Source organism: Salinicola lusitanus, assembly GCF_003206045.1.
Lineage (GTDB): Bacteria > Pseudomonadota > Gammaproteobacteria > Pseudomonadales > Halomonadaceae > Salinicola > Salinicola lusitanus.
The window spans coordinates 54,175-68,414 of record NZ_PZJM01000001.1; the positions used below are offsets into that span (position 1 = coordinate 54,175).

Genomic DNA, 14,240 nt, shown 5'->3' on the forward strand with positions numbered 1-14,240 from the left:
CGAAAAAGCCCCACCGAAGTGGGGCTCTCTTTCTGCAAGGCATCGGGCCTGGGCTCGAGCTTCAGACGCTGTAGTAGAGATCGAATTCGACCGGATGCGTCGCCAGACGCAGGCGCTCGACGTCCTCGCTCTTCAGCGCGATATAGGCATCGATCATGTCGTCGGTGAACACGCCACCTTCGGTCAGGAAGGCGCGATCGGTGTCGAGCGCTTCCAGGGCCTGATCGAGGCTGGTCGCCACGGTCGGGACCTTCTTGCCTTCTTCCGGCGGCAGGTCGTACAAGTTCTTGTCCATGGCATCGCCAGGATGAATCTTGTTCTTGATGCCGTCGATACCGGCCATCAGCATCGCAGAGAACGCCAGGTACGGGTTGGCGGTCGGGTCGGGGAAACGGGTCTCGACGCGCTTGCCCTTCGGGCTGGCGGTGTACGGAATTCGAATCGACGCAGAGCGGTTACGCGCACTGTAGGCCAGCATGACCGGCGCTTCGAAGCCCGGCACCAGACGCTTGTAGGAGTTGGTCGAAGCGTTGGTGAAGGCGTTCAAGGCACGTGCGTGCTTGATGATACCGCCGATGTAATACAGCGCCATCTCGGACAGGCCGGCGTACTCGTCACCCGCGAACTGGTTGGTGCCGTCCTTCCAGAAAGACTGGTGAACGTGCATCCCGGAACCGTTGTCGCCAACCAGCGGCTTGGGCATGAAGGTTGCCGTCTTGCCGTAGGCATGCGCGACGTTATGGATGACGTATTTCATCTCCTGAACTTCGTCGGCTTTCTTCACCAGCGTGTTGAACTTGACGCCGATTTCGTTCTGACCGGCGTTGGCCACTTCGTGGTGATGCACTTCGACGCTCTGGCCGATCGCCTGCAGCGTGTTGCACATCGCGCTGCGAATGTCGTGGAAGCTGTCGACCGGCGGCACCGGGAAGTACCCACCCTTGACGCGCGGACGGTGTGCCAGATTGCCACCTTCGACCTGACGGTCGGTGGACCAGGCGCCCTCTTCGGAGGAGATCTTGTACATGGAGCCTTCGATATCGGTCTTCCAATGCACTTCGTCGAAGATGAAGAACTCGGGTTCCGGACCGAAGAACGCGGTGTCGCCCAGACCGGTGCTGTTCAGATAGGCTTCGGCGCGCTTGGCGATGGAGCGCGGATCACGCTCGTAACCCTGCATGGTCGCCGGCTCGATGATGTCGCAGCGCAGGATCAGCGTGGAGTCTTCGGTGAACGGATCGAGAAAGGCGGTGCCGTCTTCCGGGCGCAGAATCATGTCGGACTCGTTGATGCCCTTCCAGCCTTCGATGGAAGAGCCATCGAACATCTGGCCGTCTTCGAAGAATTCCGCATCGATGGCGCTGGCAGGAATGGTGACGTGCTGCTCCTTGCCCTTGGTATCGGTAAAGCGCAGATCCACCCACTTGACGTCGTGTTCTTCGATAAGGGCGAGGGTTTTCTCAGACATGTTGTCCTCCACTGTGAGCCATGGCTCGATTCGTTGGCGAATATCCAACACCGTTTTGTGGCATGCGTGTTTTGTAGCACGAAGTCGACGCTCTTGCCCACGCGCACACCGTTTTTACATAACTATGCAGAGAATGTGCCAAAATGAGGCAAGGACCGTACGCCCGATAATAAGTATTTGATTGAAATTGCTTTATCGAAAATCTGCCTGACGCCCCCAGACGTCGTTTCCGCCTCTTCCTTCCCAAGGGAACAGCTCAAACCTCTTAGACGCACCAACTTGGAGCACATAAACGCCTCGTTGCACCAAAAAAGAAAGCTCGCGAATCCGCTTCGCAACCTTTGCCGAAAATCGATAGGCAACGGATACTGTAGAGAGAAGCCATGTGTTGATGGCGATCGACGACTCGAGTAATGGAATGGCCCATGTCTAGGCTGGATCGCACACAGGATGTGGTACAGCGTCTACGCGGTCACTGGCGTCTCAGCCTGAGTGAGCCGTTGTGGGGGCGGAGCGCCATTCTCGCGCTGAATCGCGTGCTGGACGATGAAGCCGAGGCACGCTTGCCCCACAGGGCCGACTGGTGCCTGGGGCCGGACAGCTTTCGTCATCTGCTGGAGAGCCTCAGCGAGAGCGCGCAGATCGTCAGCCTGGAGAGCGTGTTGCAGTTGCATCACGACCAGTTGCCGCGCATTGCCCTCACCTTCGACGGTGGCTGGCGCGATACGCTGAAACAGGTGTCGCCGACCCTGGAGCGCCTGACGTTGCCGGCCAATGTCTTTCTTCCCGGCCCGGTCACCAGAAGGGCCTGGAGCTCATGGCACGAAGCCATCGGCGAAGCCCTCTGGAGCCAGGAGACGGCCGACCACGCGAAGCGCCTGCTCGCCGAGGCCGGCCTGCCGGCGCCGCCCGCCGCCGGAGCGCAGCGTGACGAGCGCTACAGCCAGGCGATCAGGAACTATGTCGCCGAACTCGATCACTCGCAGGACGCCATCACCTTGCATGCCGTCGCCTCGGCGCTGGATAGCGATCCGGCGTTCGCCGACGAAACCCTGGACGCCTTCAGTATCCGCCGTCTGGAGCAGGGCGGCCTGTTCCGCTTCGGCAGCCTGCTCCCCGCGCACGCCACGAGCGGAGACGCTTCCGCCCTCGTGCAGCTCCGCGAGAGCCAGCACCAGCTGGCGGTGCTGTGCCGCCATCCGCTTCGCATCGCCACCAGCGCCTCGACAGAGACAGACGAAAGGCTGGCGCGGCTGGCGACCAGCGCCGGCATCGAACGTGTGCTGACGCACCGCACGGGCTGGCTCGAACCCCCGATCGACACGGTGCTATTGCCGCGCTTCGTCATTACGCAGCCGGTCGCCAACAGCCAGGGGAGACTGTTCGACTGGCTGCTGGGCAACCTGCCCTCGTAGCGCCTCTCAAAGTCCCCGGATCTCGAGTTCCGGCCAGCGGCGCTGCCACCCCTTGGCAACGACGCGGCGCCGAAACACTTCGCTATCGCCATGCCGCGGGTTGGGCGTCACCTGACCCGTCAGCAGCGAGGCGGTGCCAAGGGGGGCCGTCAGGCGAATGCCGTCATCGTCATCGAGGGTCACCGCCACCGCCGTTTCACACTCGACCCACACGCTCAACGCTTCCTCTATAGAGGTGTAGGGGCGATGCCCATGGCGCTCGTGCATCCGCGCCTGGTTCTTGATCGACCAGGGCAGCGGGGCGACGCGCCGGAGTTCGCGCTCGAGGGCCCGGTCGACAGAGGTATCGACGTGGGTCGCATCGAAGTAGACCAGATCGATATCGTTCAGCGGCGTCGATGACGAATAGCCATGCAGGCGATCCCAGACCAGGTTGCGCACGAAACCGGCGGCCAGCCACCAGTCGGGGAGACGCAACGCACGCGCCTGGCGCAGCGCATTCAGGCGCCAGGCGTCGGCACGGATCCATCCGATGATTCGTGCCGCGCGCTCCCGCTCTCCTTCCTCCGACGACATGAAACCCTCGCTTTTCAATGGATTGGCTCGCCGCTTTCGAAGTCGTCGAGGCGCACGGGCGGCGACGGGATCGTCGTCGAAAAAGCCCGCGAATGGCACCGATAGACTAAAGTAGCCAGTGTCGCGCGCTTGCCTGTACAATGCGCGCCCGACCCTCCTACTCAGTGCCCAGGGGACTCGTCGATCCAGCGCTAGAGCGCGGATCATCGACTTAGGGGCTGTCGGCGTTTCATGCACGGCCGCGCCGGAGCCAGTGATTGTGCGGGGCAAGGCGTGAGGAGCGTAGTTTGGTCATTCCGAATGAATGACGAATAACGCAGCACCACGCAAACACTGGCCCGGCCCTTCGGGTTGCGCGGCAAATGGCGCCATGCGGCGTTGCGGGATTGAAAAAAGGGAACCACCCTTCTCTGCATCCCGCGCCTGGCCTGGCGCCACTTGGCGCAGCACCGCGGTTCGCGCTGAAACGTCAACAGCCCCTAGACATGGGCGCACACATTTTACGATGGAAACCGCCCCATGAGTGACAACGCCTCTAACGCTCGCATCGAGAGCATTAGGAACATTGCCATTATCGCCCACGTCGACCATGGCAAGACGACACTGGTCGACAAGCTCCTGAGCCAATCCGGCACCCTGGACCGCAAGGCCGAAGGCCAGGAGCGGATCATGGACTCCAACGACCAGGAGAAGGAACGCGGCATCACCATCCTGGCCAAGAACACCGCGATCCGCTGGAACGACGGCAACGGCCGCGACTACCACATCAATATCGTCGACACCCCGGGACACGCCGACTTCGGTGGTGAAGTCGAACGCGTCATGTCCATGGTCGATTCGGTACTGCTGCTGGTCGATGCCGTCGACGGCCCGATGCCGCAGACCCGCTTCGTGACCCAGAAGGCCTTCGCCCAGGGTCTCAAGCCGATCGTGGTGGTCAACAAGGTCGACCGTCCCGGCGCGCGCCCGGATTGGGTCGTCGATCAGATCTTCGATCTGTTCGACAACCTCGGCGCCACCGACGAGCAGCTCGACTTCCCGATCATCTACTGCTCCGCGCTCAACGGCATCGCCGGCATGGAGCCGGACGACATGGCCGAAGACATGACGCCGATGTTCAAGAGCATCGTCGACATCGTCGAGCCGCCCAAGGTCGAACTCGACGGCCCGTTCCAGATGCAGATCTCGGCGCTGGACTACAACAGCTACGTCGGCGTCATCGGCCTGGGCCGCATCAAGCGCGGCAGCGTCAAGCCGAGCCAGCAGATCAGCGTCATCACCAAGGAAGGCGCCGTTCGCAAGGGCAAGATCGGCCAGGTCATGACCCATATGGGCCTGGAGCGGGTCCAGACCGACGAAGCCACCGCCGGTGACATCGTCTGCATCACCGGTATCGACAACCTGGCGATCTCCGACACGCTGTGCGACGTCAACAACGTCGAAGCGCTGCCGCCGCTCTCCGTCGACGAGCCGACCGTCTCGATGACCTTCCAGGTCAACGATTCGCCGTTCGCCGGCAAGGATGGAAAGTACGTCACCAGCCGCAACATCAAGGATCGCCTCGAGCAGGAGCTGATCCACAACGTCGCGCTGCGCGTCGAGCAGGGTGAGTCCTCCGAGAAGTTCAAGGTCTCCGGACGTGGCGAACTGCACCTGTCGGTGCTGATCGAGACCATGCGTCGCGAAGGCTTCGAACTGGCCGTCGGCCGCCCCGAGGTCATCATCCGCGAGATCGATGGCGTCAAGCAGGAGCCCTACGAAGAAGTCATCATCGACTGCGAAGAGCAGCACCAGGGCGCCGTGATGGAAGAGCTCGGCTACCGCAAGGGCGAGCTCTCCAACATGAACCCGGACGGCAAGGGCCGGGTGCGCCTGGACTTCATCATCCCGGCTCGCGGCCTGATCGGCTTCCGTGGCCAGTTCCTGACGCTGACTTCCGGTACCGGCATCCTGACCAGCCGCTTCGATCACTACGGCCCGCTCAAGCCGGACGCCGCGATCGAACGTCGTAACGGCGTGCTGGTGTCGATGGTGCCGGGCAAGGCGCTGGCCTATGCGCTCTACACCCTGCAGGAGCGCGGCAAGCTGATCGTCGACCACGGCACCGAGGTCTACGAAGGCATGCTGATCGGCATCAACAACCGCGCCAACGACATGGTGGTCAACCCGACCAAGGGCAAGAAGCTCGACAACATGCGCGCCTCCGGCAACGACGAGAACATCGTGCTGACGCCGCCGATTCGCTTCACCCTGGAGCAGGCGATCGAGTTCCTCGACGACGACGAACTGGTCGAGATCACCCCGAGCTTCATTCGTCTGCGCAAGAAGCACCTGACCGAAAACGAGCGCAAGCGGGCCGGCAAGAAAGGCTGATCGCCCCGCGAGCCTCCCCTGCCGTCAGATCGCAGTGGCAATAACGACGACACCCGCCCTTCGGCGGGTGTCGTCGTTTGGGCCAGCGTAGCGTTGATTAAGAAAGACTACTCATGGCGACCGACGGCTGTACAATCGGCAACATCAAGGCTACAAGACACCGGCATTCCGTCTCTCCACGCACGCCGCCAGCGGGCGCAACGAGGTCGAGATCGCGGTAGACAGAGACAGGCGCCCCCAACGGCGCGCCAGGACAATATCAATAAATGCTCGGGGGAGACGCGATGACGCCGATCATCGATGTCCGCAACATCCGCAAGTCGTTCGGCGGCCTCACGGTCATCGACGACTGCTCCATCCAGGTCGCCAAGGGCTCCATCACCGGCATGATCGGTCCCAATGGCGCCGGTAAATCGACGCTGTTCAACATCATCGCCGGCAGCCTCGCGCCCGACAGCGGCGAGGTCCTGCTCAACGGCCAGGCGATCACCCATCTCTCCGCCAACCAGCGCTTCCACCGCGGGCTGCTGCGCACCTTCCAGATCGCCCACGAGTTCAGCCACCTGACCTCGCTGGAGAACCTGATGATGGTCCCGCCGCGGCAGGAGGGCGAGAACCTGTTCAGCACCTGGCTGAAACCCGGCGAAGTGCGGCGTCAGGAGGCCGAGGTCCGCCGTCGCGCCCTCGAGGTGCTCGATTTCGTCGGCCTGTCCCATGTCCGCAACGAGCTGGCCGGCAACCTCTCCGGCGGCCAGAAGAAGCTGCTCGAACTCGGCCGGACCATGATGACCGACGCCGAGGTGGTGCTGCTCGACGAGATCGCCGCCGGGGTCAACCGCACCCTGCTCGGCGACCTGATGGGCAATATCGAGCGGCTCAATCGCGAGCTGGGTTATACCTTCCTGGTCATCGAACACGACATGGACATGATCGGTCGCCTGTGCGACCCGGTGATCGTGCTGGCCCAGGGCCAGGTGATGATGGAAGGCTCGATCGGCGAGATCCAGAACAATCCGGAAGTGATCGAAGCCTATTTTGGTTCCGAGACCGCCTAGGCCAGGACCGAGACACGACGGCAACCCATTGCCAAGCAATAACAAAGAGCACCCAATGCCACTACTCGAAGCAGTTGACGTTCATGGCGGCTACGGCGGCATGAACATTCTCAACGGGGTCAACATGACGATTGAAGCCGACGAAATCGGCGTCATCGTCGGCCCCAACGGCGCCGGCAAGTCGACCATGCTCAAGGCGGTCTTCGGCCTGCTGACGATCACCCAGGGCGAGATCCGGCTGCGCGGCAAGCCGATCACCAATCTTTCACCGCACAAGCTGGTGGAGATGGGCATGGGGTTCGTGCCGCAGGAGAAGAACATCTTCCCGAGTCTCTCCGTCGAGGAGAACCTGGAAATGGGCGCCTTTCTCAAGCCCGCCACCGTCTCGCGGCTCAAGGCGCAGATCTACGAATTCTTCCCCCCGCTACGGGAGAAGCGCCGCCAACCCGCCGGCGAGCTTTCCGGCGGCCAGCGCCAGATGGTGGCCATGGGGCGGGCGCTGATGAACGAACCCAGCGTGCTGCTGCTCGACGAGCCCACCGCCGGGCTCTCGCCACGCTACATGAACGAGATATTCGACCGGGTGAAAACCATCAGTGCCGCCGGCGTCGGCGTGCTGATGGTGGAGCAGAACGCCAAGCAGGCGCTGCGCATCGCCCACAAGGGCTTCGTGCTCGCGGCCGGCCAGAACCGGTTCAGCGATACCGGCGAAGCGCTGCTCAACGATCCTCAGGTGGCCAAGAGCTTCCTCGGTGGTTGAGCGCCGTCGTCCCGCTGGCGAGCCAAGGCTTGCGAGAGCCCGTCTTCAACAAGAGATTTCGTCGTGAATGAGCTGATCTACTTCTTCAACTATGTGGTGGTGGCCGGCAGTGTCACCGGCTGCATCTACGCCATCGGCGCCGTCGGCGTGACGCTGATCTACAGCATCCTGCGCTTCGCCCATTTCGCCCACGCCGACATGATGACGCTCGGCACCCTCGCCGTGCTGCTGCTGACACTCGCATTCCCCCACGCCGGTGATCCCCTCGGGCTGCCCACCGCGATCGTCATGCTGCCGGTGGCGATGGCGTTCACCTCGCTGGTGGCCGTGGGCATCGATCGCGCCTTCTACCAGCCGCTGCGAAGCCATGGCGTCAAGCCGATCGTGATGGTGATCGCCTCGCTCGGTGTCACGCTGATGCTGCAGGGGCTGATCCGGCTGTTCGCCGGCACCGGCTCGCAGAACCTCTACGTCGATGCGCGCAAGGAGATCTTTCGTATCGACGTGCCCGGCGTGACCCGGCCGATCATCCTCACCGAGCCGCAGATCATCCTGTTCGTGATCACCATCGTCGCCGTGGTGGGGCTGCACCTGTTCCTGACCCGGGCCCGCCTGGGCAAGGCGATGCGGGCGATGTCGGACAACCCCGACCTGGCACGCGCCTCCGGCATCAATACCAAGCTGATCATTACCCTGACCTGGGTCATTGCCGGGTCGCTGGCCACCATCGCCGGCACGCTGCTGTCGCTGGATGTCGCCTTCAAGCCGGACCTCAGCTTCTTCCTGCTGCTGCCGATCTTCGCCGCCGCCATCGTCGGCGGCGTCGGCCATCCCTACGGCGCCATCGCCGGCGGCTTCCTGGTCGGCTTCGCCGAGACACTGGCGGTCTTCAACTGGTCGGTACTGCTCAGGCCGCTGAGGGACAGCCTGCCGACCTGGCTGGAACTGCCCAACAACCTGGCGCTGGTGGGTACCGAGTACAAGATCGTGGTGCCCTTCTTCATTCTGGTGGCGGTGCTGATCTGGCGCCCGACCGGCATCTTCAAAGGGAAGGTGATCTGATGACTGCCCCCTCAACGCAACGCCCCTCAACTTCCGATCGTCGCACGCTCCCGATCCGCGAGCTGGTGCTGTTCGGCGGCCTCGCCCTCGTGGTTCTCGCCGTTTTCGCGACCATGGGTCCGGCCTACTCCACCCGCATGCTGGTGGAGGCCTCCTGCTACGCGATCCTGGCTCTCGGCCTGACCATCCAGTGGGGCTACGCCGGTCAGTTCAACGCTGGCATCATGGGCTTCGTCGCCCTGGGCGGTTTCTCGGCGACGTTCTTCAGCATCCCGGTCAATCATGCGTTCTGGTCAAGCGACCTTCCCGGTCGGCTGGGCTGGGTGCTGCTGGCGATGGTCGTGGTCACCGCGATCGTGTTCGCCATCAGCCGGCTCGACCGCATCGGCGTCCCCAAGTTGCTGCGCACGATCCTCGCCATCGTCGCCGGGCTCATCGGCTACCTGGTCGTGATCAGCTGGTTGCGCAGCGTCACCGGCGATATCGAGTCCCAGGTGGAGTTCATCGGCGGGCTGGGGCTGCCGGTGTGGCTGGGCTGGATCGTGGGTGGCGCCCTGGCCGGCGGTGTCGGCTACTTCATCGGCCATATCTGCCTGGGCCTGCGCAGCGACTATCTGGTCATCGCGACCTTGGGGATCGCCGAGATCATCAAGGCATTTCTCAAGAATTCGGACTGGCTCACGCGCGGCACCGCGACCATCTCGCCCCTGCCCTGGCCGGTACCGGACCCCGGCCAGGTCGGCTTCCTGACCGCCCGCTCGCTCTACCTGTCGGTGACCGTGGTCATGATCGCGGTGATCTTCTTCCTGCTCCATCGCGCCTATCACGCCCCCTGGGGGCGCATGATCCGCGCCATCCGCGACAACGAGGTTTCCGCCGCGGCCATGGGCAAGTCGATCAATCGTCGCCGTCAGGAGATCTTCGTCTTCGGCTGTATCCTGATGGGGATCGGTGGCGCGGTGCTTACCAGCTTCAACGGGCTGTTCGACCCGCAAGGCTACCTGCCGCTCAACCACACCTTCCTGGTGCTGGTGATGGTGATCCTCGGCGGCCCGGGCAACAACCTGGGCACGCTGTTCGGCGCGGTGCTGGTCTATGTGATCTGGATCATGTCGGGGCCGATGGCGCTGGCCGTGATGCACGCCATCGTCGCACTGGGCGCGCACTGGTTCGACTGGCAGCCGGGAAATCTCGACAGCCGCGCCCTGCAGGCGAGAGTATTCGTGATCGGGCTGCTGATCCTGCTGGTGCTGCGCTTCGCCCCGCGCGGGCTGATCCCGGAGAAGGTCGCGCACCACCATTGAAGCCCACCGCACCTAGACCTGCCGATTCGGCAGGCCAGAACGCAAAATCCCGAGCCAAGGCTCGGGATTTTGCTGAGTGGACGCCGATAATGGTCAGTCGGCGATCAACCCTTGGGTCACACTAGTCATTCACCAATAGGACCCTTGGTCACGAACTTGCCATCCTCGACCGCCATTTCGACCACGATGCCCGGCACGTCGCCGTTGTCGTCGAACTCCGCGCTGCCGGAGGCGCCTTCGTAGTTGATCTCCTTGCCTTCATCGATCAACTTCTTGGCCTTCTCCCACTCTCCCGGCAGGATCGTCTCGCCCGGCGCCGTGGCAACGTCACGCAGCGCCTCGGAAAGGCCCTCACGGTCGGCACTGCCGTTCTTCTCGATGGCAAGCGCCAGCAGGAACGCGGCATCGTAGGCCTGCGCCGCGAACACCGCGCTGGGGTCGATGCCGGCCTTCTCGGCCAGGTCGTTGAAGATATCCGAGCCAGGCACGTCCGGCGAGCCAGGACGCGTCGCGATCATGCCCTCCAGCACGTCGGCGCCCACCGCATCGACCAGCGCGTTCCCGACCATGCCGTCGCCGCCGGCATATTGGGTGAAGGCGCCGCTCTCGTAGGCCTGGCGCAGGATCGTCTGGCCGGACGTATCGGCGTAGGCCAGCACCACCAGCGTCTGCGAGCCGCCGGAGGAGAGCTTGCCGATCTCCGACCGGTAGTCCGCCCGGTTGTCCTCATGGGCCAGGTTGGCGGAGATCGAACCGCCTTCGGCCTCGAACGTCTTGGTGAAAGCGTCGTCCAGGCCCTGGCCGTAGTCGTTGTTGACGTAGGTCACGGCGACGTCCTCGATCCCCTTGGAGAGCAGCAGCTTGGCCAACTGCTCACCCTGGAAGGCGTCGGAGGGCACGGTGCGGAAGACCAGATCGTTGTCATCGAGATCCGTCACCGCCGGTGCCGTGGAAGCCGGCGACACCATTACCACGCCGCCGGGAATCGCGGCATTGTTGGCCGCGGCGATGGTGGCACCGGTGCACAGCGCGCCGACGATCGCGGTCACCTTCTCGCTGTTGACCAGCCGGTCGGCGGCGTTGGAGGCGGCCGAGGCATCCGAGCAGGTGGTGTCACCCGAGGGCATGACCATCTTTTCACCATCCAGCAGGCCGCCCTGATCGTTGATCTCCTGCACCGCGAGTTTGGCGCCATCGAAGATCGGCGGCGTCAGGCTTTCGATACCGCCGGTGAAGCCCCCCAGAAATCCCACTTTGACATCCGCCTGCGCGACACCGGCACATGCCGTGGTTGCCGCAATGGCGAGTGCAAGTACTGTCTTCTTCATCGCTGTTGTCGCTCTTTGTTGGGTTGCGAAAGACCACGTTCACTCTGCTGGCAAGCCGTCCAAAAGACAAGCGTCCGTAACCGTTCGTGTCTTCACCTTTCGGCGTGCTCGAGCGGCCCGATCATGGCACCGCGGCGATCTCGCCGAGCATGAAGCAACCTGCGATGCCGGCGGCAAATCAATCGATTAGCGGCTACGCTGAAACCGCGACAACGCTAACGGCAAGGAGAACGCCATGCACAAGCATATCGAGTGGGATGCGCCCGGCGGCGCCAGTGTCGACGCCCACTACGCCAAGGACGAACAGCATCGTGTCACCCCGCAACCGGGAATGATGCTGACCGCGCGCTACCACGGCGCCACGGTGCGCGTTCAGGTCGAGGCCTACAAGGATGGCGTCAGCATCGGCAAGGTCGCGGCACTGATCGGCGATGACGGTGAGCGTCATGACAGCTTCGGGGATCTCGCCAAGGGCGACATGGTCCGCCTGCCCGACGACAAGCGCGCTTTCCAGGCGTCCGAGGATGACGAGGACTGAACGCAAAAAGCCCCGGTCCAGAGGGTGGACCGGGGAAGTTGGAGGTACTGGAAGGTCGCGGGACCCGAAGCAGTGCCTACCGATTCGTTGCGCCCGTCAGCACGAGCGCAACGCAGGGATATCGTGTGTCGTCGGTATCAATCGAGGCTGGCGAAGGACATTTCCACGCTGCCCCGCTCGCTATTACCGCCCCCATTCACATTCTTCAGCGCCTGGGCAGCGGCCGCGCTCTGGCCTTGGCCTACGAGGCTATCGTTGCCACCCGCGATGTCGGTTGCACGCTGGGTCGTGGCAGCGACATAGGCCAGGGAATGATCGGCTGCGGTGCTGTGGCCACCGCTGACGGTGTTGATTCGATACTCGCTCGGCAGCAGCTGGTACTGGGAAGTCACCTGGGTATTGAGGGCTTCATGCTGCTGAGCGAAAGCGCGTTGTTCCATGACGCTGTTGGCCTGAGCGGCAGCGGGAAGTGCGATAGCCAGAGCGACAGCGGCGAGAATGCGAGTTTTCATGGTAAACCTCCAATCATCTTCGTTTGCGTGGTTGGCCTCTTGGCCTGACCGTTGAAGAGATTATGGGGGTCATTTAATTAGGTGGCTAATCAGTTGCCTTGAAGTCGTCTATCACCGAGATTGATAGAAAAATATCCGCACCCGCCACGCGGGGGCTGCCCTGTTGCACTGCCAACCGGCTACGATAACGGAGCCAGCCGGCGTATGGGAGACAGGGGAAAACGAATGGGACAGGCACGGAGCGCGATCATTCTGGGCGGATTGCTGGCCATCGGCATGATCTGGGGCGGAAGCTACATCGAGGACGCCGCCGAAACCTGGCGTGACGCCGGCCGCAGCGTCACGGTCAAGGGCCTTTCGGAACGCGAGGTGCCGGCGGACATGGCGCTCTGGCCGCTGCACTACACCGTCACCGCCAACGAGCTGGAAACGCTGCAGCAGGAATTGACGACACAGGAGAGCCGCATTCGCGAGTTTCTCACCCAGCGAGGTTTCCAGACCGACAACATCACCGTGACCTCGCCCCAGGTGACCGACCGATTCGCCAATCTCTACGGCGCCGACCGGCCCGACGAGCGCTACCAGGCCGAAGCCACGGTGCTGCTGCGCACGCCGGCGGTGGATAGCGTCAAGAAAGCGATGCCCCAGACCGGAGAACTGGTCCGCGCCGGGGTCGTGCTGTCACCCAACTACGACTACCGCACCGAATTCCTGTTCACCGGCCTCAATGGCATCAAGCCGGAGATGGTCGCCGAAGCCACCAAGGATGCACGCGGCGTCGCCCAGCAGTTCGCCAGAGACTCAGGCAGTCGCGTCGGCGAAATCCGCAGCGCCAACCAGGGCTACTTCTCGATCGAAGATGTCGACAGCTACACCCCCGACATCAAGCGGGTTCGGGTGGTGACGACGATCGATTACGCGCTGGAGGAGTAAGGTTGATTCGAGGGGCAGCTTTCGGCCAGAAGCGGACATTTAGCCAAAGCAGGTATAGCGGATGAGTTAAGCCAAGCCGCGAAGCGGCGTCGGCTTGAATGAATTGTTAGAGCGCACCAAGGCTGCCAATGTGCTTCTCCAAAATTTCGCTCGATTTTTTGGTTCTCAAGTAGCCAATACTACGATACCAATCAAAAAGTTGACCAGTATTTGGCTCTTGGTTTAATGCATATGGCTTTATCTGCACCAATCTGCAACCGAGCTGAAGTGCGTGCTTCTCTCCGTACTCAATCAGGGATTTCGCGATGCCTTGCCTCCGAAATCGAGGAAGCACGTATATTTCATATATGAATCCAAGATTCTTCTCTTTCTAATCTTCGTAAGATAGAAGTCCCGCTTCTTGTCCATTGACTAGCGCCGCGAACTCACATGACCTTCCGGCATGACCTCTTAAAGCACGCTCGCGAAGAGTTTCGTCATGAAGATCTTCCGGGGCGTTGATTGCTGAGATAAGCAACATGCTCATGTCGTGCGCTCTAATGCCAAGCTTTGGGGCGGCTGAAGCGCAGCGTAAGCCTTCCCAGCCGCGATAGCGGCGACAACAGCGCCTTGTTAGAAAACCTTACCATGTTACATCTACTACGATTTTTCCATTCGCATCGCGCTGCTCAACTGATTGGGTGCGACTGAAGCCTTTAATTGAAGTGTGATCCGTATGGACTACAGAACCTACTTTGTTCCCGCTTGAATCCAAAACTGCATATGTCCAGATATCGGTCTCAGCCATAGTACCTTTTGAACGATGGCTTTTTTGCTTTAAGGCTTCGCCTGGATTCAACTTAATTCTATCTTTCAATGCTCAATCTCCATTGGTTTTCTAATAACGCCGTGCTCTGCGGCAAATTTGGAGCGCAGC

Annotated in this window: 13 protein-coding genes and 1 pseudogene; 8 read left to right on the top strand and 6 right to left on the bottom strand. The window is 62.1% G+C overall.

The window, feature by feature from the left end; genetic code table 11:
- Positions 1 to 61: 61 nt before the first annotated feature.
- Entirely contained in the window at positions 62 to 1,468 is a 1,407-nt protein-coding gene (gene glnA / locus DOM45_RS00250) for a glutamate--ammonia ligase (RefSeq protein WP_110597517.1), read from the bottom strand.
- Between the two features lie 425 nt (positions 1,469 to 1,893).
- Here glnA and DOM45_RS00255 point away from each other — a divergent pair, with 425 nt between their 5' ends.
- Positions 1,894 to 2,883 (top strand): polysaccharide deacetylase family protein, encoded by a 990-nt coding sequence (locus DOM45_RS00255; protein ID WP_110597518.1) that lies wholly within the window; start codon positions 1,894 to 1,896, stop codon positions 2,881 to 2,883.
- A gap of 6 nt (positions 2,884 to 2,889) precedes the next feature.
- Here the strand turns inward: DOM45_RS00255 and DOM45_RS00260 are convergent, their stop codons facing one another.
- Positions 2,890 to 3,459 (bottom strand): nucleotidyltransferase family protein, encoded by a 570-nt coding sequence (locus DOM45_RS00260; protein WP_110597519.1) that lies wholly within the window; start codon positions 3,457 to 3,459, stop codon positions 2,890 to 2,892.
- A 519-nt stretch (positions 3,460 to 3,978) separates the two neighbouring features.
- Here DOM45_RS00260 and typA point away from each other — a divergent pair.
- The 5 genes from typA (at position 3,979) to DOM45_RS00285 (ending at position 10,013) form a co-directional block, all read left to right on the top strand.
- Positions 3,979 to 5,832, top strand: a complete 1,854-nt coding sequence (gene typA, locus DOM45_RS00265; RefSeq protein WP_110597520.1) for a translational GTPase TypA — start codon at positions 3,979 to 3,981, stop codon at positions 5,830 to 5,832.
- A 284-nt stretch (positions 5,833 to 6,116) separates the two neighbouring features.
- Positions 6,117 to 6,887 (top strand): ABC transporter ATP-binding protein, encoded by a 771-nt coding sequence (locus DOM45_RS00270; protein ID WP_110597521.1) that lies wholly within the window; start codon positions 6,117 to 6,119, stop codon positions 6,885 to 6,887.
- Positions 6,888 to 6,942: 55 nt separating this feature from the next.
- Entirely contained in the window at positions 6,943 to 7,647 is a 705-nt protein-coding gene (locus DOM45_RS00275) for an ABC transporter ATP-binding protein (protein ID WP_110597522.1), read from the top strand.
- Between the two features lie 63 nt (positions 7,648 to 7,710).
- Positions 7,711 to 8,709, top strand: a complete 999-nt coding sequence (locus DOM45_RS00280; RefSeq protein ID WP_110597523.1) for a branched-chain amino acid ABC transporter permease — start codon at positions 7,711 to 7,713, stop codon at positions 8,707 to 8,709.
- Positions 8,709 to 10,013 carry a branched-chain amino acid ABC transporter permease gene (locus tag DOM45_RS00285; protein ID WP_110597524.1) on the top strand — a complete coding sequence of 435 codons (1,305 nt, stop codon included), beginning with the start codon at positions 8,709 to 8,711 and terminating at the stop codon, positions 10,011 to 10,013. The genes DOM45_RS00280 and DOM45_RS00285 overlap by 1 nt, the downstream gene beginning before the upstream one ends.
- A 125-nt stretch (positions 10,014 to 10,138) precedes the next feature.
- Here the strand turns inward: DOM45_RS00285 and DOM45_RS00290 are convergent, their stop codons facing one another.
- Complete coding sequence (locus DOM45_RS00290) at positions 10,139 to 11,341, bottom strand: ABC transporter substrate-binding protein (RefSeq protein WP_110597525.1); 1,203 nt, start codon at positions 11,339 to 11,341, stop codon at positions 10,139 to 10,141.
- Positions 11,342 to 11,576: 235 nt separating this feature from the next.
- Between DOM45_RS00290 and DOM45_RS00295 the strand changes: the two genes are divergently transcribed.
- Positions 11,577 to 11,879, top strand: a complete 303-nt coding sequence (locus DOM45_RS00295; protein WP_110597526.1) for a hypothetical protein — start codon at positions 11,577 to 11,579, stop codon at positions 11,877 to 11,879.
- Between the two features lie 137 nt (positions 11,880 to 12,016).
- Here the strand turns inward: DOM45_RS00295 and DOM45_RS00300 are convergent, their stop codons facing one another.
- Positions 12,017 to 12,391 carry a hypothetical protein gene (locus DOM45_RS00300; protein ID WP_110597527.1) on the bottom strand — a complete coding sequence of 125 codons (375 nt, stop codon included), beginning with the start codon at positions 12,389 to 12,391 and terminating at the stop codon, positions 12,017 to 12,019.
- Between the two features lie 225 nt (positions 12,392 to 12,616).
- On the opposite strand from DOM45_RS00300, the gene DOM45_RS00305 reads away from it, so the two are divergent.
- The gene (locus DOM45_RS00305; protein WP_240612241.1) at positions 12,617 to 13,324 is read left to right on the top strand and encodes an SIMPL domain-containing protein; all 708 of its coding nucleotides are present in this window, start codon (positions 12,617 to 12,619) and stop codon (positions 13,322 to 13,324) included.
- A gap of 106 nt (positions 13,325 to 13,430) precedes the next feature.
- Here the strand turns inward: DOM45_RS00305 and DOM45_RS20440 are convergent.
- Together DOM45_RS20440 and DOM45_RS00315 are read right to left on the bottom strand one after the other, a co-directional pair.
- Positions 13,431 to 13,676 (bottom strand): annotated as a pseudogene (locus DOM45_RS20440) (GNAT family N-acetyltransferase); the annotation flags it as partial.
- A 270-nt stretch (positions 13,677 to 13,946) separates the two neighbouring features.
- Entirely contained in the window at positions 13,947 to 14,180 is a 234-nt protein-coding gene (locus DOM45_RS00315) for a hypothetical protein (protein ID WP_110597530.1), read from the bottom strand.
- Between the last annotated feature and the right edge of the window lie 60 nt (positions 14,181 to 14,240).

Excerpts from the sequence above, each read along its gene's own strand:
- DOM45_RS00260 (WP_110597519.1), bottom strand. The coding sequence starts at position 3,459 with ATGTCGTCGGAGGAAGGAGAGCGGGAGCGCGCGGCACGAATCATCGGA.
- DOM45_RS00295 (WP_110597526.1), top strand. The coding sequence starts at position 11,577 with ATGCACAAGCATATCGAGTGGGATGCGCCCGGCGGCGCCAGTGTCGAC.
- DOM45_RS00300 (WP_110597527.1), bottom strand. The coding sequence starts at position 12,391 with ATGAAAACTCGCATTCTCGCCGCTGTCGCTCTGGCTATCGCACTTCCC.
- DOM45_RS00285 (WP_110597524.1), top strand. The coding sequence starts at position 8,709 with ATGACTGCCCCCTCAACGCAACGCCCCTCAACTTCCGATCGTCGCACG.
- DOM45_RS00290 (WP_110597525.1), bottom strand. The coding sequence starts at position 11,341 with ATGAAGAAGACAGTACTTGCACTCGCCATTGCGGCAACCACGGCATGT.
- DOM45_RS00305 (WP_240612241.1), top strand. The coding sequence starts at position 12,617 with ATGGGACAGGCACGGAGCGCGATCATTCTGGGCGGATTGCTGGCCATC.
- DOM45_RS00270 (WP_110597521.1), top strand. The coding sequence starts at position 6,117 with ATGACGCCGATCATCGATGTCCGCAACATCCGCAAGTCGTTCGGCGGC.
- DOM45_RS00255 (WP_110597518.1), top strand. The coding sequence starts at position 1,894 with ATGTCTAGGCTGGATCGCACACAGGATGTGGTACAGCGTCTACGCGGT.
- typA (WP_110597520.1), top strand. The coding sequence starts at position 3,979 with ATGAGTGACAACGCCTCTAACGCTCGCATCGAGAGCATTAGGAACATT.
- DOM45_RS00275 (WP_110597522.1), top strand. The coding sequence starts at position 6,943 with ATGCCACTACTCGAAGCAGTTGACGTTCATGGCGGCTACGGCGGCATG.
- glnA (WP_110597517.1), bottom strand. The coding sequence starts at position 1,468 with ATGTCTGAGAAAACCCTCGCCCTTATCGAAGAACACGACGTCAAGTGG.